This is a genomic window from Pseudomonas sp. CM25 (genome assembly GCF_013179705.1).
Taxonomy (GTDB): Bacteria; Pseudomonadota; Gammaproteobacteria; order Pseudomonadales; family Pseudomonadaceae; genus Aquipseudomonas.
The window spans coordinates 1-13,441 of sequence record NZ_JABMCW010000145.1 but is presented as its reverse complement, the minus strand read 5'-3'; the positions used below and the strand labels follow the sequence as shown (position 1 = coordinate 13,441).

The 13,441-nt window shown below is 53.2% G+C and carries 16 protein-coding genes; 10 read left to right on the top strand and 6 right to left on the bottom strand.

What is annotated here, in order from left to right:
• Positions 1–461, bottom strand: a 461-nt coding sequence (locus tag HP546_RS16205; RefSeq protein ID WP_218584535.1) for a hypothetical protein, incomplete at its 3' end; no start/stop codon positions are given.
• Positions 462–485: 24 nt separating this feature from the next.
• Between HP546_RS16205 and HP546_RS16200 the strand changes: the two genes are divergently transcribed.
• Complete coding sequence (locus tag HP546_RS16200; protein WP_125923842.1) at positions 486–1,262, top strand: hypothetical protein; 777 nt, start codon at positions 486–488, stop codon at positions 1,260–1,262.
• 334 nt (positions 1,263–1,596) lie between these two features.
• On the opposite strand, the gene HP546_RS16195 is transcribed toward HP546_RS16200, so the two are convergent.
• Entirely contained in the window at positions 1,597–2,049 is a 453-nt protein-coding gene (locus HP546_RS16195; RefSeq protein ID WP_059395175.1) for a hypothetical protein, read from the bottom strand.
• Positions 2,050–2,134: 85 nt separating this feature from the next.
• Between HP546_RS16195 and HP546_RS16190 the strand changes: the two genes are divergently transcribed.
• The 3 genes from HP546_RS16190 to HP546_RS31835 all read left to right on the top strand — a co-directional run bounded on the left by HP546_RS16190 (position 2,135) and on the right by HP546_RS31835 (position 3,642).
• Positions 2,135–2,422 (top strand): helix-turn-helix domain-containing protein, encoded by a 288-nt coding sequence (locus HP546_RS16190; RefSeq protein WP_059395176.1) that lies wholly within the window; start codon positions 2,135–2,137, stop codon positions 2,420–2,422.
• 322 nt (positions 2,423–2,744) lie between these two features.
• Entirely contained in the window at positions 2,745–3,011 is a 267-nt protein-coding gene (locus tag HP546_RS31840) for an antitoxin Xre/MbcA/ParS toxin-binding domain-containing protein (RefSeq protein ID WP_080761430.1), read from the top strand.
• Positions 3,012–3,414: 403 nt separating this feature from the next.
• The gene (locus HP546_RS31835) at positions 3,415–3,642 is read left to right on the top strand and encodes an AbrB/MazE/SpoVT family DNA-binding domain-containing protein (protein ID WP_371928076.1); all 228 of its coding nucleotides are present in this window, start codon (positions 3,415–3,417) and stop codon (positions 3,640–3,642) included.
• Between the two features lie 343 nt (positions 3,643–3,985).
• On the opposite strand, the gene HP546_RS16180 is transcribed toward HP546_RS31835, so the two are convergent.
• Positions 3,986–5,683, bottom strand: coding sequence for a phosphoethanolamine transferase (locus HP546_RS16180; RefSeq protein ID WP_034138157.1), 1,698 nt, complete (start codon positions 5,681–5,683; stop codon positions 3,986–3,988).
• Positions 5,684–6,173: 490 nt separating this feature from the next.
• Between HP546_RS16180 and HP546_RS16175 the strand changes: the two genes are divergently transcribed.
• The 3 genes from HP546_RS16175 (at position 6,174) to HP546_RS16165 (ending at position 7,986) form a co-directional block, all read left to right on the top strand.
• Complete coding sequence (locus HP546_RS16175) at positions 6,174–6,512, top strand: zinc ribbon domain-containing protein (RefSeq protein ID WP_080761431.1); 339 nt, start codon at positions 6,174–6,176, stop codon at positions 6,510–6,512.
• A gap of 55 nt (positions 6,513–6,567) precedes the next feature.
• Entirely contained in the window at positions 6,568–7,473 is a 906-nt protein-coding gene (locus tag HP546_RS16170) for a cation diffusion facilitator family transporter (protein ID WP_034138158.1), read from the top strand.
• A 162-nt stretch (positions 7,474–7,635) separates the two neighbouring features.
• Positions 7,636–7,986: a DUF3147 family protein gene (locus HP546_RS16165; protein ID WP_034138159.1), complete on the top strand. Its 351-nt coding sequence runs from the start codon at positions 7,636–7,638 to the stop codon at positions 7,984–7,986.
• A 33-nt stretch (positions 7,987–8,019) separates the two neighbouring features.
• Here HP546_RS16165 and HP546_RS16160 read toward each other — a convergent pair whose 3' ends face one another.
• The gene (locus tag HP546_RS16160) at positions 8,020–8,346 is read right to left on the bottom strand and encodes a DUF2790 domain-containing protein (RefSeq protein WP_034138160.1); all 327 of its coding nucleotides are present in this window, start codon (positions 8,344–8,346) and stop codon (positions 8,020–8,022) included.
• A gap of 689 nt (positions 8,347–9,035) precedes the next feature.
• Here HP546_RS16160 and HP546_RS16155 point away from each other — a divergent pair.
• Together HP546_RS16155 and HP546_RS16150 are read left to right on the top strand one after the other, a co-directional pair.
• The gene (locus HP546_RS16155) at positions 9,036–9,710 is read left to right on the top strand and encodes a heavy metal response regulator transcription factor (RefSeq protein ID WP_034138161.1); all 675 of its coding nucleotides are present in this window, start codon (positions 9,036–9,038) and stop codon (positions 9,708–9,710) included.
• Positions 9,707–11,125: a heavy metal sensor histidine kinase gene (locus tag HP546_RS16150; RefSeq protein WP_034138162.1), complete on the top strand. Its 1,419-nt coding sequence runs from the start codon at positions 9,707–9,709 to the stop codon at positions 11,123–11,125. Before HP546_RS16155 ends, HP546_RS16150 begins: the two co-directional genes overlap by 4 nt.
• 54 nt (positions 11,126–11,179) lie before the next feature.
• On the opposite strand, the gene HP546_RS16145 is transcribed toward HP546_RS16150, so the two are convergent.
• Entirely contained in the window at positions 11,180–11,767 is a 588-nt protein-coding gene (locus HP546_RS16145) for a hypothetical protein (RefSeq protein ID WP_125923841.1), read from the bottom strand.
• Positions 11,768–12,030: 263 nt separating this feature from the next.
• Here HP546_RS16145 and HP546_RS16140 point away from each other — a divergent pair, with 263 nt between their 5' ends.
• Positions 12,031–12,252, top strand: a complete 222-nt coding sequence (locus tag HP546_RS16140; protein WP_059395178.1) for a hypothetical protein — start codon at positions 12,031–12,033, stop codon at positions 12,250–12,252.
• A gap of 82 nt (positions 12,253–12,334) precedes the next feature.
• Here the strand turns inward: HP546_RS16140 and HP546_RS16135 are convergent.
• Positions 12,335–13,441, bottom strand: a 1,107-nt coding sequence (locus HP546_RS16135; protein ID WP_172227343.1) for a glycosyltransferase family 39 protein, incomplete at its 5' end; no start/stop codon positions are given.

The following is a 13,441-nucleotide window of genomic DNA, read 5'->3' as shown; positions in this document are numbered from 1 at the left end:
ACGGCTTCGATTGTTTCTACTGCGAGGTGCTCGATGTCGTCCTCCTCCATGAGGAAAACTTCTGGTGTGATGTGGACGTACCCGTTCAAACGGACTACGGCATCTCGAAGCTCCTCAAACTCCTGAGCGAAGTCCAACCGGAGCTTTGTTCGCACGTAGTGGTTGGAAAGCCCGCCCTGCGTTGCATACACACACCGCTCGACTCGCGTTACCTCCGGGACAACGCCTTCTGCCTTCTGCTGCCACCATATGCACTTTTTCACCTCGGCGTCTGGAGCCAGGCGCTTCAGCGTGTGACCCACCAGCTCGCGCATAGCAAAGGCGAAGTTATGAAAGCGAAGCCTGTTCCTGCGGTCTTCGAGATTAAACATCGCAGCTTCATAAAGGCAACGCTCGAACTGAGCATCACCGATTAGCTGCAAGATCCTTTCGTCCATGTTCTTCCTCTCGTCTACGACCATTCCGCATCATTGCTCAGAGCGGGGATGGAAGTCACCTACAGGCTAAGCACAACGGATGTTAAGCGCATCAGCTGGCCATGCAGTCAGGGCTTGGCCAATAATGACCTAGCAAGGGGCAACAACCCCAGATCCACACGATACACCCACGAGGATGTACTCGGCGCGGTAGAGAAGATCGCAAAGAAGAAAGGAAAAGGGAATGCAACTGTTGACGACATTGTCGCGAAGGTCCCCTTTGGATTCTGGGAAACGATTATCAAAGGCTTGAAGCATAAATCGCACCCTGCTGGCATGCAGGCTAGCGTTTTATCAATAGCATTTCCAAACGCCCCTGACCTTGCTACGACGCCATACGATGATGCGGCGTTTGTCGATAGACTGGCCAACCTACTTAGCCAAGTACGAGATGTTCGAAATAGGATTGGCCATCACGATCAGATCTGGAGAACGCCGGAGTTTGACTCCTATGGCAATCTGGGCTTTATACCTCGCCGGCCACGCCAAACGGTAAACAGCCTCCGTTTGCTCGCAAACCAAATATCTTGGCTAGCAGGCTGGATAGATCCCGAAATTACTAATTACATTAAGGCGTCCGATCACTGGTGGTCCCTGCAAGCTCTGCTGACAAAAGAAGCATTGACAGTCTATCGGAAGAACGGTGGTAGGGTCGGTACCTACGAGGCGGTGATTCGGATGACACCACAGCATGAAGCCGTCACTTGGCCTAACAAGACTCCTCGTACACCTGAAAAAATCCATAGGATCAATCGTCGCAGAGTAACTAAAAATATTTTCTATTGAAGCCAGTTACTGTTGATGAGCCGTTCGTTAGTCTTGAAAAATTCATAACCTGAAGGCCTATGCTCATACTGCACTGGGTAGCGCAAGCCTCTCCCCAAAATACACCTGGGCCAGCCTAGGCTCACTGACAACCAGTTGATCGCTGGGTGGAGAAAGTCCTAAGCTTACTGGCAGGAGATTAAACAGTTTAGGATGACAACATCTGAAACTCGCCTCCATAAAGATAGCACTGATTGCAGCTAATTCAATAGTAAAAACCAAGATAATTACTCTAGAATAGTCTATTTGCCTTCTAAAAGCCGTAACGATAAATTAAATGCGTAAGCTACTTTAATCATCCACTCACGCGTAGATCGCGCTCAGCCAAAAAAATAATTTCAGTGACCTTGAGGTTATCTCGCTGAGTTGAGTGATGAATGCTGTAACAAGCCCCGCCTACTACCTTATAGATATAGCCCTCTTCTGTTCCTGACGCGTCTTCAGCAATGCTCACTTCCTGAAGCGGTTCCATCACCCAGTCGTTACCGCCTCTCATGTGACCAGGTGACATCAGATGTGCTTGCGCGAGCCATGAGCGGTCATCAAGCTCCGAAAGCATCTGCTGTAGGATCGGTACCGTGGGGATCATCAGCATGCTGCCCACGATGTCGTCACCGTAATCGCGCACAAGCTCCACGTAAAACCATGGGTGGTGCAGCTCCAGCTCAATAAATTTCCAGTGACGGCTGGCGGGCTCGCCGAAAATACCGGCTGGGCTGAGTTCGGCATGGCTATAGGTCTTGAACATCGAAAAACCCTCAAAATATTAACAATAGTTAATGGATGTATGGCGTTCAAGACGGCTTCATCATTCCTTTTGTAGGAATGAAAAAATGGAGCTGAAACAGGCATTTGGTAAGGCCATGAGGTTGCTGAGGAAATCTCGTAGCCTCAGCCAAGAAGAGTTCGGCGGCCACAGTAGCCAAACCTACCTTAGTCAACTGGAAGCCGGAGGAAAGGGCCCTACCCTCGAAATGGTGCATGGGCTCGCCTCTGTCATGAATGTTCATCCTTTGACGATCTTGACCCAGTGCTACCTTTTTATGGACAAGGATGCCACTCTGGATTCAATCATTGAGCGCGTTCGTGAGGAGCTAAGCGTGACGCCATCGGACCGATGAGGAGGGGCGCCTGTCCCCCTTCAGCATGGACTGAGATGTCCGATCGGATGCAACCAAAGTCTGCGCGATCTGACCCTGCGGCTGGTTTGATCTTGGGCGCTACCTACGTGGAAGAGGAGAGGCAATGAAGGGCCGACGGAAGGTAAAGACTGATAAGTGGCGTATAAAGTCGGAAAATGAAGACGACGCCCGAAGGCTTTTGCGAAGGCGGGTACAGACGCAAGGAAGGTTTCTCGACATAGCAGCACATGCCGGCAAAGGAATGGAACCTGTTGGCCGAATTGCCGGTTGAGAGATAGGCTTTCACCTTTGAGGTTTGCAAATGAAGGATCCTCAGATATTAGCGCTGTGCCCATGCTCGCCGCAGGGGTGCTGGAGCATCGACCACCGAAGCTTCAAGGGCAGGTGCGAAGAAATCGTGCATCTGGCAACGCTGGTGCTTGGCAGTCGAGTGCTTGCCGCGCAATGGCTGTACAAGCCAGCAATCGGGCTAAGGCATCAGTCACCTTGCAGCACCTTGGTGACTCGATCGGGCTACCAGCAAGTTGTGACACTCCTAGGACGAATTGAACACGGTGTCTACACTTAACGCCGTTGGGTTCCATGCCAGAGGACCTGTCTACATCTCGTCTGACATAGGATTAGCTGTGTCTATCGCAGGATCTAACTCGAACCGCATCAAGCGTATGCCTAAGGGGAAGCCCCTTTGTTAGGAAGGTATTCGAGCGAACGGGCTCACGCTCCGCGGTAAACAAAGCTCTGTCTCGGATGGTGCTCAGTGGTTCGATAGCGCGGTCATTAGCGACTGGCTGCTTGCGACCTCAAGCAGACACGGCCCTAAGCTGAGTTGTCAGCGCCATCGCCGCCAGCCGGAAGCAGGATTATCACTAAACTCCTTCATACTTGCGAAAGCAGAGCTTGCCGGTGCTGGCTCCAACATCCAGCCTTCGCAGTGGGTCGAATGCTGCCAGTAGGGGGCAAGTGGGCGTAGGATGGAGGCTTCCCCATCAGCTCATAAGGAGCCGCCCCTTATGAATGAATCCGTGCGGACAACCTTGAAATGCCAAGAACCAGGTGATGGTACTGGGGATGTCATCACTGACCTCCCGGACGATATCCTCGAACGCATGGGTCTCAAAATCGGTGATTCCCTGAGCATACAGCTGATAGGCGGGAGCATAGTGCTAAAGCCAATTAGTGATGCAGACGCCCAGCCCTAAGGCAGCTTTCGACCCACAGCGGTCGTTGTCGACCGGCCGCTTCATAGGTCGATTACGCTCAGTCGCCACCTGCTGCGACCCAGGTTACCCATGACTAGAACGGCAGCAACCGAGATGCCAGCCTAGGTCTCAACACTGGTCAATGCGCTTGATTGGCCCGAATTGCTTGAACGTACACTGCAGGCGCATCGCTCGCGGTACAAACGGATCGTGGAACACTGCGGTGGCAAGGTCGACATTCACAGCGAGCAAAACCTGGGCAACCAGATTCAACTGACTTTTCTGCTCTCCAATTGAATATTGCAGCTGATACGAGCGAGTATTTCAATCGCACTTCGAGCATTCAGAGGCCGGAGTACGTGCTTCCGGCCAAGGGCTTGCAAGGGGCAGTGAAGTCTAGGGCTGAGCGATACGAGGATGTCTGGACGCTCATCATCCCGAGCACCGTGTGGAACAGGTTGTCATGGCTCAATGGCGAGTTTGTCTGGGCTTTCAAGCAGCCCATATTCAGCCGTTCGCTCTTCGCGATAGAGTCAGACATCCAGAGCACCATTGGCACCTTGGTTTGCTCGTCCGGGGCCATCGCATAGGGCAGCCCATGTAGGTAGAGGCCACCCTCTCCCAGTGACTCCCCATGATCCGAGACGTACATGAGCGCAGTGTCGAATTTGGTGTTCGCAGCCAGGATGTCGATCAGCCCGGCCGTTACGTAGTCGGTGTAGAGGATCGAGTTGTCGTAGGCATTGATCACCTCCTGCTGCTTACATTTGTCGAGCTCATTGGTCTCGCAGACCGGCTCGAATTTCTTGAACTGCGAGGGATATCGCTTGTAGTAGGCTGGGCCGTGGCTGCCTTTGTAGTGGAGCACCAGGACAGCATCGCCTTCCTGACGGTTGATGAAGTCCTCCATTTCCGAGAGCAGCACCCCGTCCTTGCACTCGTCGCTGGTGCACAGCTGAGCATCCGCATGTTGGGTAGCCTTGTGGTTAGGCACCCGGTCACAGACCCCTTTACAGCCCGAATTGTTGTCAGTCCACATTACGCTGATGCCTGCGCGCTGAAGCACATCGAGTAGCCCTTCTCGGCTCTTGGCCAAGCCGTCCTTGTACTCATCCTTGCCGACGTCCAGGAACATGCACGGCAGTGATACCGCGGTGGCGGTGCCGCAGGAACTCACATTTGAGAAGCTTATGACATTGCGTTTTTTCAGTTCCGGATTCGTATCACGGGAGTAGCCATTGAGGGAGAAGTTGGCAGAGCGTGCTGTCTCCCCCACTGCCAGCACCAGCAGCTTGGGTTTGCGAGCTGCTCCCTGCCTTTTCACTACTGCATCGGTACCGATGGTGGTCAGTTCTTTCGGCGTGGCCAACTGACGTTTCAGGTAGCCATGACTGGCCGCAAACAGGTTGGTGGGAACCAGAATGAGCCGAATCTCCCGGTTGTTGCGCAGCAAGGACGCATAAGACTGGTATTGGCTCAGCACAATGCCGGCAAGGGTGACTAGGGCAAGCGAAAGGACAATGAGTCTACTGGCCAACGCTTTGATCCAGGGCTTACGTCGGAGCGGCACCTGACTGATCAGGTAAACGGGCAATCCCCCTACCATTGCCACCCAGAGGCCGAGCTTCCAGTTCAGTAGCTCGGAGACCTCACTGACGTCGGTCTCCACGACGTTGGTGAACATGGTGTAATCAATGACGATGCCGTAAGCATTCATGAAGTAGCTGGCGAAAGCCGCACTGATCAGGATCAGGCACAGTAGCGGTTTGGCGAGCCGTGCCCATGACAGCAGACTGAGTATGGTAAACACCCAAGCAAACACAACAACTGGCAGGCTACTCGCGAGCAGCCAATTAACTTCATCGGCATTGAAAATCAGCCGCGTAAGAACACGCCAAAGCTCAGCGTTCGTAAATAGCAACAACCAAAGAGTTACCAGCCCGATGAGCAGATTGGTGCTGATGCCTTTTTGTCGAGTACTGCGAATAGCAAAGATCAATCTACTGAACAGGGTGTGAACAATGGATTTCGAAGGTGTCATTATCAAACTCTAGGAGGCTGCTGATCCATGACGCATGGCTATGGAATCCTCGGTAGCTACCAGGCAAACCATCGACAGATACGGTGCGAAGGTGGGCGTGCGGAGCGCCAGAGACCCCGAGCCCTATGGCTTAAGGGCGCTTAGGATGTTTGAGGCAAAAGAATTGAATGAGAAGTAAACTCTCGCTAGGCGCATTATTTCCGGAACACGATAACGACACGATGACCTCGTGATTACAATGCTGTCAGAATCGCAGCAATGGCTTTTTTGATTGTGATCGACCAGGCTATGATAAAAAATCGGACACGTTCGACTGCTGTGTGGTTAGTGCCACCCAGCGAATTAAATTAAATTTCATAAACAAAATGGGCTTGTTTTGTCGTACGCTCATTTTGAACTTTTACTTCAATTTAGAAGTCTTTCTCGCGAGCAGAACACTTCCTTAACTTTTGCCCGTGCTTATGTCACTTATCAATGAGGGACGAACACCATGAGCTTTTTCAAGAACATCTTGGGCGGCCACCACGGCCGGGGAAACCACGGCGGTGGTAAGCACCACAGTGGTGGGCACGGGAGCGATCGGCATGACCGCTATGACCAGCAGCAGAGCTGCGACGGCAATGACCGGGTAATTGACAGTGGGCGGGCAATATCCCAAGCCCCAATCACTGATCTGCAGCCTTGCAGGCAGTGCCGGACCGCTAACGCCCCATCTGCGCGCTTTTGTCTAAACTGCGGAACACCACTATCGAGTGGCTGCAAGGCCTGCGGCTCCTCGCTGACGTCAGGAGCGAAATTCTGCAGCCAGTGCGGCCAAGCCACGCCTTAGCGCCTGGCCACCCTGGTAAGCCAACGCGACCACCCCCCTGCGCAAGGAGAAATACGTGGGATCGAATCATGATCATGGCAGTGCAGCAGTACGTGAGGGACATCAGAAGAAGCTAGTCATGGCATTGGCCCTGACTGGCAGCTTTATGATTGCTGAAGTAATCGGTGCATGGATAACCGGCAGCTTGGCGCTGCTGTCGGATGCATCTCACATGTTCACTGACACCGCCGCCTTGGCGATATCGCTGATTGCGCTCCAGATAGCCAAGCGGCCGGCGGATCAAAAACGAACCTTTGGCTATGCGCGGTTGGAGATCCTGGCCTCCACGCTCAACGCAGTCCTGCTCTTCCTGGTGGCAATGTACATCTTGTACGAAGCCTACCAACGCTTCTTCATGCCGACGGAGATCGCCACTGGCGCGATGATGTGGATCGCGATCGCTGGCCTGATCATCAACCTTATTTCGATGCGTCTTCTGGCATCTGCCAGCAACGAGAGCCTCAATGTCAAAGGGGCTTACCTCGAAGTTTGGAGCGACATGCTCGGATCGTTGGGCGTAATCATCGCGGCTCTCATTATCCGCTTCACTGGCTGGACCTGGGTCGACACGATTGTCGCTGTTGCAATCGGCCTCTGGGTACTGCCGCGGACATGGCAGCTGCTTCGCGAGAGCCTGGGCATCCTCATGGAGGGTGTCCCAAGGGGGCTTGACGTCGCGGCAATCGAGACCACCATCCGCAACGTTGATGGCGTCACTGATGTACACGATTTGCACGTTTGGGCCGTCAGTAGCGGCAGCAACGTGATGACTTCGCACGTAGTAGTGGGTGACACAGCAGATGGAGATGCCGTGCTGGCGGGCGTCGTGGAAGCGGTCAGCGATGCGTTCGAAATCCACCACTGCACCATTCAGATCGAGCGCGCAGCTTTCCACCAGAGCATGCCGTTACCGTCGCACTGATCGGTTGGTAACCACCTGGTCAACGCACCACTCTTCAAACAGAGAGAGTGGTGTCGTAAAGGAAAGATCGGGAATGATAGGCGTCAAAACGGCAGGAGCACTTCGTGAGCGCCTTGGGAAGATTCCGACAGACTCTCTCGAGTGCCCGTAGGAGGTTCAGCAATGGCTTGGATCATCACGAAGTACTTAGTCACTGCCGGAATAGTGATTCTAGTATCAGAGCTGGCAAAACGTAGCGACAAGCTGGGTGGCCTAGTTGCCGCTCTGCCTCTGGTCACGGTCATGACGCTGATCTGGCTGTACTTGGAAAACCAGAGTATGGAAAAGATAGCTAATCATGCCTGGTATACGTTCTGGTACGTCCTTCCAACCCTGCCAATGTTTATCACTTTTCCGGTGCTGCTGCCCAAACTGGACTTTTGGCCGACGCTTATCATCAGCATCATCATCACCATGGTAAGTTTTGGGGGCTTTGCTCTGCTGCTACGTCGTTTTGGCATCGAGTTGCTGTGAGCTAAGCGCCGGGGGCAGCAAGTGGGTGGCCGCTCACCGACTATTAACGCACTCGCCTTTCACCAGGTAGCGAACCATGTGCAATTCGCCCTTCGAGTCCTCGTAGGCCATCATGCTTTTCACGTTGCCGCAGTACCGCACGTTGGGCGACACGTACACCAACTTCCCAACGTCCAGATTCATGCCATAGGTGTAGTCTTCAAGCTCTGGCATGGGCTTCTTCACGCTCTGTGCATAGCGCTCTGTAGCCTGCCGAGCAGACTGCTCAAGATCCTCATTGATCTGCACGCTACTTAGAGCATCTGTCGACAGCACAGAGAAGAGCATGAATACGGCAATTGCAGATCTAGTGGTTTTCATGAGAAGTCCATTAATAAAAAAGCGCCCACGGCGGGCGCTAAAATTCACCTTACCAAAGGAGCGTATGGTTCCAAGGTGAATGCATTGGCGTGAGCAGGGTTTCGTTACTCCCGCCATGCTGCTCCGGATGAGACGACTCCAAAGCAGCGCTGCCTGTGTGCTGTACTAAAACTAGCAAAGGCGGCTAACGACAAGATGATTGTGAAATTACAATTTGGACATGTAATAGATTGTAAAGTAATTATCTGCACTTTCGACGGATCAAGAAATCATAGCCGCGCGCAGCGCAGCGCATCCTGCGATGCCACTGATCGGTGGTTGGCAACGAGCTCTTGGTAGCTCCCCAAGGAATTTTCCTGGCAAAACAGAACGGCTTGGCAGAAATGCCGCCTTTTACGACCGAATTCACATGCCAGCTACTGAGTGCTCAACCGGCTGAAGGCCGCTGAATCCGCTAAGCTCAAAGGGTATGCCGGTATGACTGTCAGCAATCTTACGGCTACATTACAAATTTGTAGGATTTCGCCACGGCCAGCTTCTTCGCGTTAAGATTCAAGCGTCCTCAGGTGACCACGGCGTATGGACAGAGGTAGCGACTACCGCATGCCATGCACTCAGCCGAACCTTTAAACAGCCTGCAAACCTCTTGGCGGATTGGCCAATTCCTTCTTCACACCTTGAGATAAGTCATGCGCGTTCTAGTTGTCGAAGACGAAATTAAAACTGCGGAATATCTTCAGCAGGGCCTATCCGAAAGCGGGTATGTCGTAGACATTGTGCACAACGGTGTTGATGCCCTTCACCTATTCAACGTCAATGTCTATTCGTTGGTTCTCCTCGATGTGAACCTCCCAGGTATCGACGGATGGGATCTGCTGGAAACCATCAGGAAATCCAGCCGGGTCCGCATCATCATGCTCACAGCCCGTGGTCGCATCAACGACAAGCTCAAGGGATTGGATGGCGGCGCGGATGACTACTTGGTGAAGCCCTTCGAGTTTCCCGAGCTGCTTGCTCGCATCCGTTCTCTCCAGAGACGTGGCGATGAACTCGTCGAGAAGAGCTCGCTGAAGATTGCCGATCTGGAACTCGACTCCGTGCGCCATCGAGTTTTCCGTGGTGGCACACGCATCGATCTCACCACAAAAGAATTTGCGCTCCTGCACCTGCTCATGAGCAGGACGGGTGAAGCGCTGACTCGTTCCCAGATCATCTCTCTGGTCTGGGACATGAATTTTGACTGCGACACCAACGTCATCGATGTTGCGATCCGGCGATTGCGCTCAAAGATCGATGACCCGTTTGAAACCAAGCTCATTCATACGCTTCGTGGCGTTGGGTACGTTTTCGAGGAACGCGCATGAGTCCGTTCAGCCTGGCTGCAAAGCTAGGGTTCAAAGTCGGGTTGATGAGCGCAGCATTACTGCTTCTGTTCGCGACCTTTGGCTACTTGATGGTGGGTCAAGCGCTGGAAAGAAATGCCAGAGCAGACCTAGAAGTGAAGATGGCAGGCATGGCTCACAACCTGTCCACTATCAACGATATCTCCGGCGTCAACGCGGATGCGCACCAGCTAGTTGATTTGGTCATGGGCCATAACAACCTGTACGTGAGCATATTCGATACATCAACAAAGCAGGTACCTTTGCTCTCGATAGGCTCAAAGCAGGTCAATCTGGAGGTGCACAAGTTCCAGCCGGCTGCGCAGCCTAAAGAGCATGAATGGCGTGATACCCAGGACCGCCCACTGTTGAGCGCTTCTCGTATCATGCGCTTAGCCGATGGAACCGAAGTCAGCGTCTACATGACCATGGACCAGTCATCCAGTGAGGCCCTGCTCGATGCATTGCTGACCTGGGCCCTGATGATGTCGCCCGTCATCCTCGCATTGATCTTGGCCATCGCTTGGTGGACCGTGCGCCGCGGACTGCTACCTCTGACCAAGTTCTTGAAAGTTGCCTCGAAAATCTCCACCGAGAGCCTGGACCATCGCCTGCCAACGGATGGAATGCCCTCAGAGCTTAAAGAGCTCGCTGACGGCATTAACATCATGCTGGCTCGCCTAGATGACGGTGTGCAGCAGCTTTCTCAATTCTCTGACGATCTTGCTCACGAGTTGCGTGCACCGCTTTCCAACCTGATGGGTAAGGCCCAGGTTGCCTTGACCAGAGAACGATCGCTTCAAGAGTACCGGGAAGTGCTGGAATCGTGCACAGAAGAGCTGGACCGCATGAGCCGGATGGTTTCCGACATGCTGTTCCTGGCTCAGGTCAGTCACCCAGCATCCATGGTGGAGTTTGAACCCGTGTCGCTGGTCGACGAGGTTGAGCGTGTATGCGATCTCTTCAGCATTTCGGCAGAAGAAGGCGAGATCCAGCTGCAAATCTCTGGCAATGAGGACGTAGTGCGCGGTAATCGTCTCATGATTCAACGGGCCGTCTCGAACCTGGTGTCAAATGCTATTCGCTACTGCCCACGCGGCCGCACGGTCTACGTGAAGGTGCAACACGGTACGAGCGGTACGACATTGAGTGTCGGCAACCCGGGCCGGGGGATCGCGAGGGAACACCATGCGCATTTGTTTGAACGTTTCTATCGAGTGGACAAGAGCCGAGCACGGAGTGAGGGCGGTACCGGTCTAGGCTTAGCCATCGTTCAGTCGATTATGAGCTTGCATCAGGGCTCGGCGAGCGTGGAAGTAACCGAAGAGAACTTCACGTGGTTCCACCTTCACTTTCCCGAAGCCCAGTTTAAAGAACCTGTAATGGCTGCTGCTTAACCAGCGCAGACATGCATAAGCCCGTCAATTGACGGGCTTTTTTGTGTGCAAGCATCAGTGCCTGAGGACCACAGGCTCCATGGGCGATCGCAAAATCACCGACTTTATGATCCTCTGCTCCTCTGGATTGGCATTCCTCCACAGTTGGGTGAAATACTGCGCGTTCACCCTTTCCTGAGCGCTTACGCTGGCAGCAGTGTCTATAAAACGCATCGTCGTGTAGACACTGATCAACCCCAGGATGAAGAACGCTGTTGCCACGACCATCACATAACGTTTGGCCAAAACCGGGGCACGCTTGAGCTCCAGAATGGAGATATTGGCAGCCTTAGTCGCTGTAGAAAGCTCCGCGATTAGCGGTTTAATGGCCGTGTCGACTCCCCGACACGCGGCGGAATATGCCTCTGCCGCAGCTCGCAAAGCGACCTCTTCGGCATTCGACCAAGCTTTCTCGGCCTTCCGCACCTCATCTTGTATCTGCCGGCCGACAGTATCGACCTGCTCCACAAGGTCGTTCGACTTCTCCAGCACGGCGCTGCAGGTACGTGTCTGAGCGGTCAGCTCATCAATTTGGACAGTGAACTTTTCAGTGCTTCGACGAAAATCACCGATCGCAACCGCCCAGGGCTCTATGTCATTCATGGCTATCTCCGAGAGCGGCCGAAAGCCGCACTGATTATTTAAGTAGATATCAAAATTGTAATTTTAGGGAAAATTTAACATCGCCCTCAGCAATGCCGAGATAGACATGATCCTTCCAGATTTGCAGATTTAACGCATCATCCCGGCCGCCAAAATTACGGAATTGTAATTATTGACTCACCTTGTCGTTAGCTTCGCGTTCCTAAACTACAAACCAACAAAGGCCGCTAATCAGGCGGACCTAGTAAAAACCGAGGCTCACAATGAAATTTGTCAAATCGATCGCTATTGGCAGCCTGCTGCTTGGTCTCACGGGTGTCGCTTATGCCGAAGGCGGCTACGAGAGAGCGAAACAGTTCAATGAAAACTTTCGAACTGAACAGGCTCGCCTATGGAGCGATGACTCTTCGGATCAGAACAAACAGCAAGTCGCTCAAGAGCAAAAGAAAGAAAGCAAGGATGGTAAGGAACAAGCCGATAATTAATCGGCGGTTAAACAGGACTCTAAATGACGAAAGCAATTTACAAAAAAGCCAGGGTACAACCTGGCTTTTTTGTGTCTGGAATTTAGCCTTCGTCCGTACGAGACGCTCCCGCATCAATTTCTCCAGCCAATCCGTTGTTACTTTGCTGAGCGTCCTTCCAACGACACAGCATTAGCTGGCTGGCGTTTACTTCGGTGATCTTGACGCAGCTCAGGTTGACAGGCAGTTCAGCGTTGCTGTCACGCAGGCGCCTGGATAGGTAGAACGAGCTATCACGTGGCCACTTAGCAGGATCCTGAATGTTCTCTGACTTCCCGCTGCTGTAGAACTCCGACGAATACGAGCGACGGCCAGGGTAGATCAGCGGAGCCGACTGAGCTGACTGCAAATCACTCCAGGCTTCAACCACATCTCGCTGGTTCTGAGGTCGCTGCTCCATTACCCCTGCAATGATGATCCCCGCACCTACGATTGGGAGTACTACAGCGCTCGTAGCGGCAGCCCAAGTGGTCTTCGGGCCTGCATCGCAGATCCGTCCAGACAACAACATGGCCCAGGCTGGTAGAGATGGAAGCAGGTAGGTCCACAGAATGTTACCGGCGAATGTAAAGAATATGGGAGTTGCCAGCGCCCAGAGCCAGAGGTAGGCCTCGAATCGCTGCATTGATCCGCGCTTGCGAATCAGCAGAGGAAGAAAGAAAGCCCATGGCAATAGCGACAAACCGAGCTGAATCCAGATGGTGCCGTATGGCTTGGCATGAGCGCTGCCATAGAGGTCTCCAGCCCAGTTGCTGACGACGTAACGACTCCAGTGTTCACCAACGAAAAAGTATTGCATGAACCCCGGCGTTTTCATTTCGGCCGCGATATACCAGGGCAAGGATATACCGAGCATTAGGACAAGGCCGCCGATCCAGGGAAGTATCAGCACTCGCCCCCACTCTTTATAGAGAACCACCCACACGAATGCTGGCGTGCCCATAAGCACCAAAATGAGCGGACCTTTAGCCAGTAGGCCCAGGCCCAGCCCGGCGAACATCAGGTAGGCATCCGCGTTGCTGGAGCACTTCATCCAACGCCAGAATCCATAGCTGGAGAGCAAAATCGAGAACGACAGAACAGGGTCAGTCAGCACGACTCCGCTGGAGACTAGGCCAAGTGTCGTACTAGAGAAGATGATGGCGGCCCA

Bases quoted from the DNA above. Each gene is read 5' to 3' on its own strand.
- HP546_RS16155 (WP_034138161.1), top strand. From the start codon at position 9,036: ATGCGCGTTCTAGTTGTCGAAGACGAAATTAAAACTGCGGAATATCTT.
- HP546_RS16175 (WP_080761431.1), top strand. From the start codon at position 6,174: ATGAGCTTTTTCAAGAACATCTTGGGCGGCCACCACGGCCGGGGAAAC.
- HP546_RS16190 (WP_059395176.1), top strand. From the start codon at position 2,135: ATGGAGCTGAAACAGGCATTTGGTAAGGCCATGAGGTTGCTGAGGAAA.
- HP546_RS31840 (WP_080761430.1), top strand. From the start codon at position 2,745: ATGAAGGATCCTCAGATATTAGCGCTGTGCCCATGCTCGCCGCAGGGG.
- HP546_RS16160 (WP_034138160.1), bottom strand. From the start codon at position 8,346: ATGAAAACCACTAGATCTGCAATTGCCGTATTCATGCTCTTCTCTGTG.
- HP546_RS16145 (WP_125923841.1), bottom strand. From the start codon at position 11,767: ATGAATGACATAGAGCCCTGGGCGGTTGCGATCGGTGATTTTCGTCGA.
- HP546_RS16140 (WP_059395178.1), top strand. From the start codon at position 12,031: ATGAAATTTGTCAAATCGATCGCTATTGGCAGCCTGCTGCTTGGTCTC.
- HP546_RS31835 (WP_371928076.1), top strand. From the start codon at position 3,415: ATGGAGGCTTCCCCATCAGCTCATAAGGAGCCGCCCCTTATGAATGAA.
- HP546_RS16195 (WP_059395175.1), bottom strand. From the start codon at position 2,049: ATGTTCAAGACCTATAGCCATGCCGAACTCAGCCCAGCCGGTATTTTC.
- HP546_RS16180 (WP_034138157.1), bottom strand. From the start codon at position 5,683: ATGACACCTTCGAAATCCATTGTTCACACCCTGTTCAGTAGATTGATC.
- HP546_RS16150 (WP_034138162.1), top strand. From the start codon at position 9,707: ATGAGTCCGTTCAGCCTGGCTGCAAAGCTAGGGTTCAAAGTCGGGTTG.
- HP546_RS16165 (WP_034138159.1), top strand. From the start codon at position 7,636: ATGGCTTGGATCATCACGAAGTACTTAGTCACTGCCGGAATAGTGATT.
- HP546_RS16200 (WP_125923842.1), top strand. From the start codon at position 486: ATGGAAGTCACCTACAGGCTAAGCACAACGGATGTTAAGCGCATCAGC.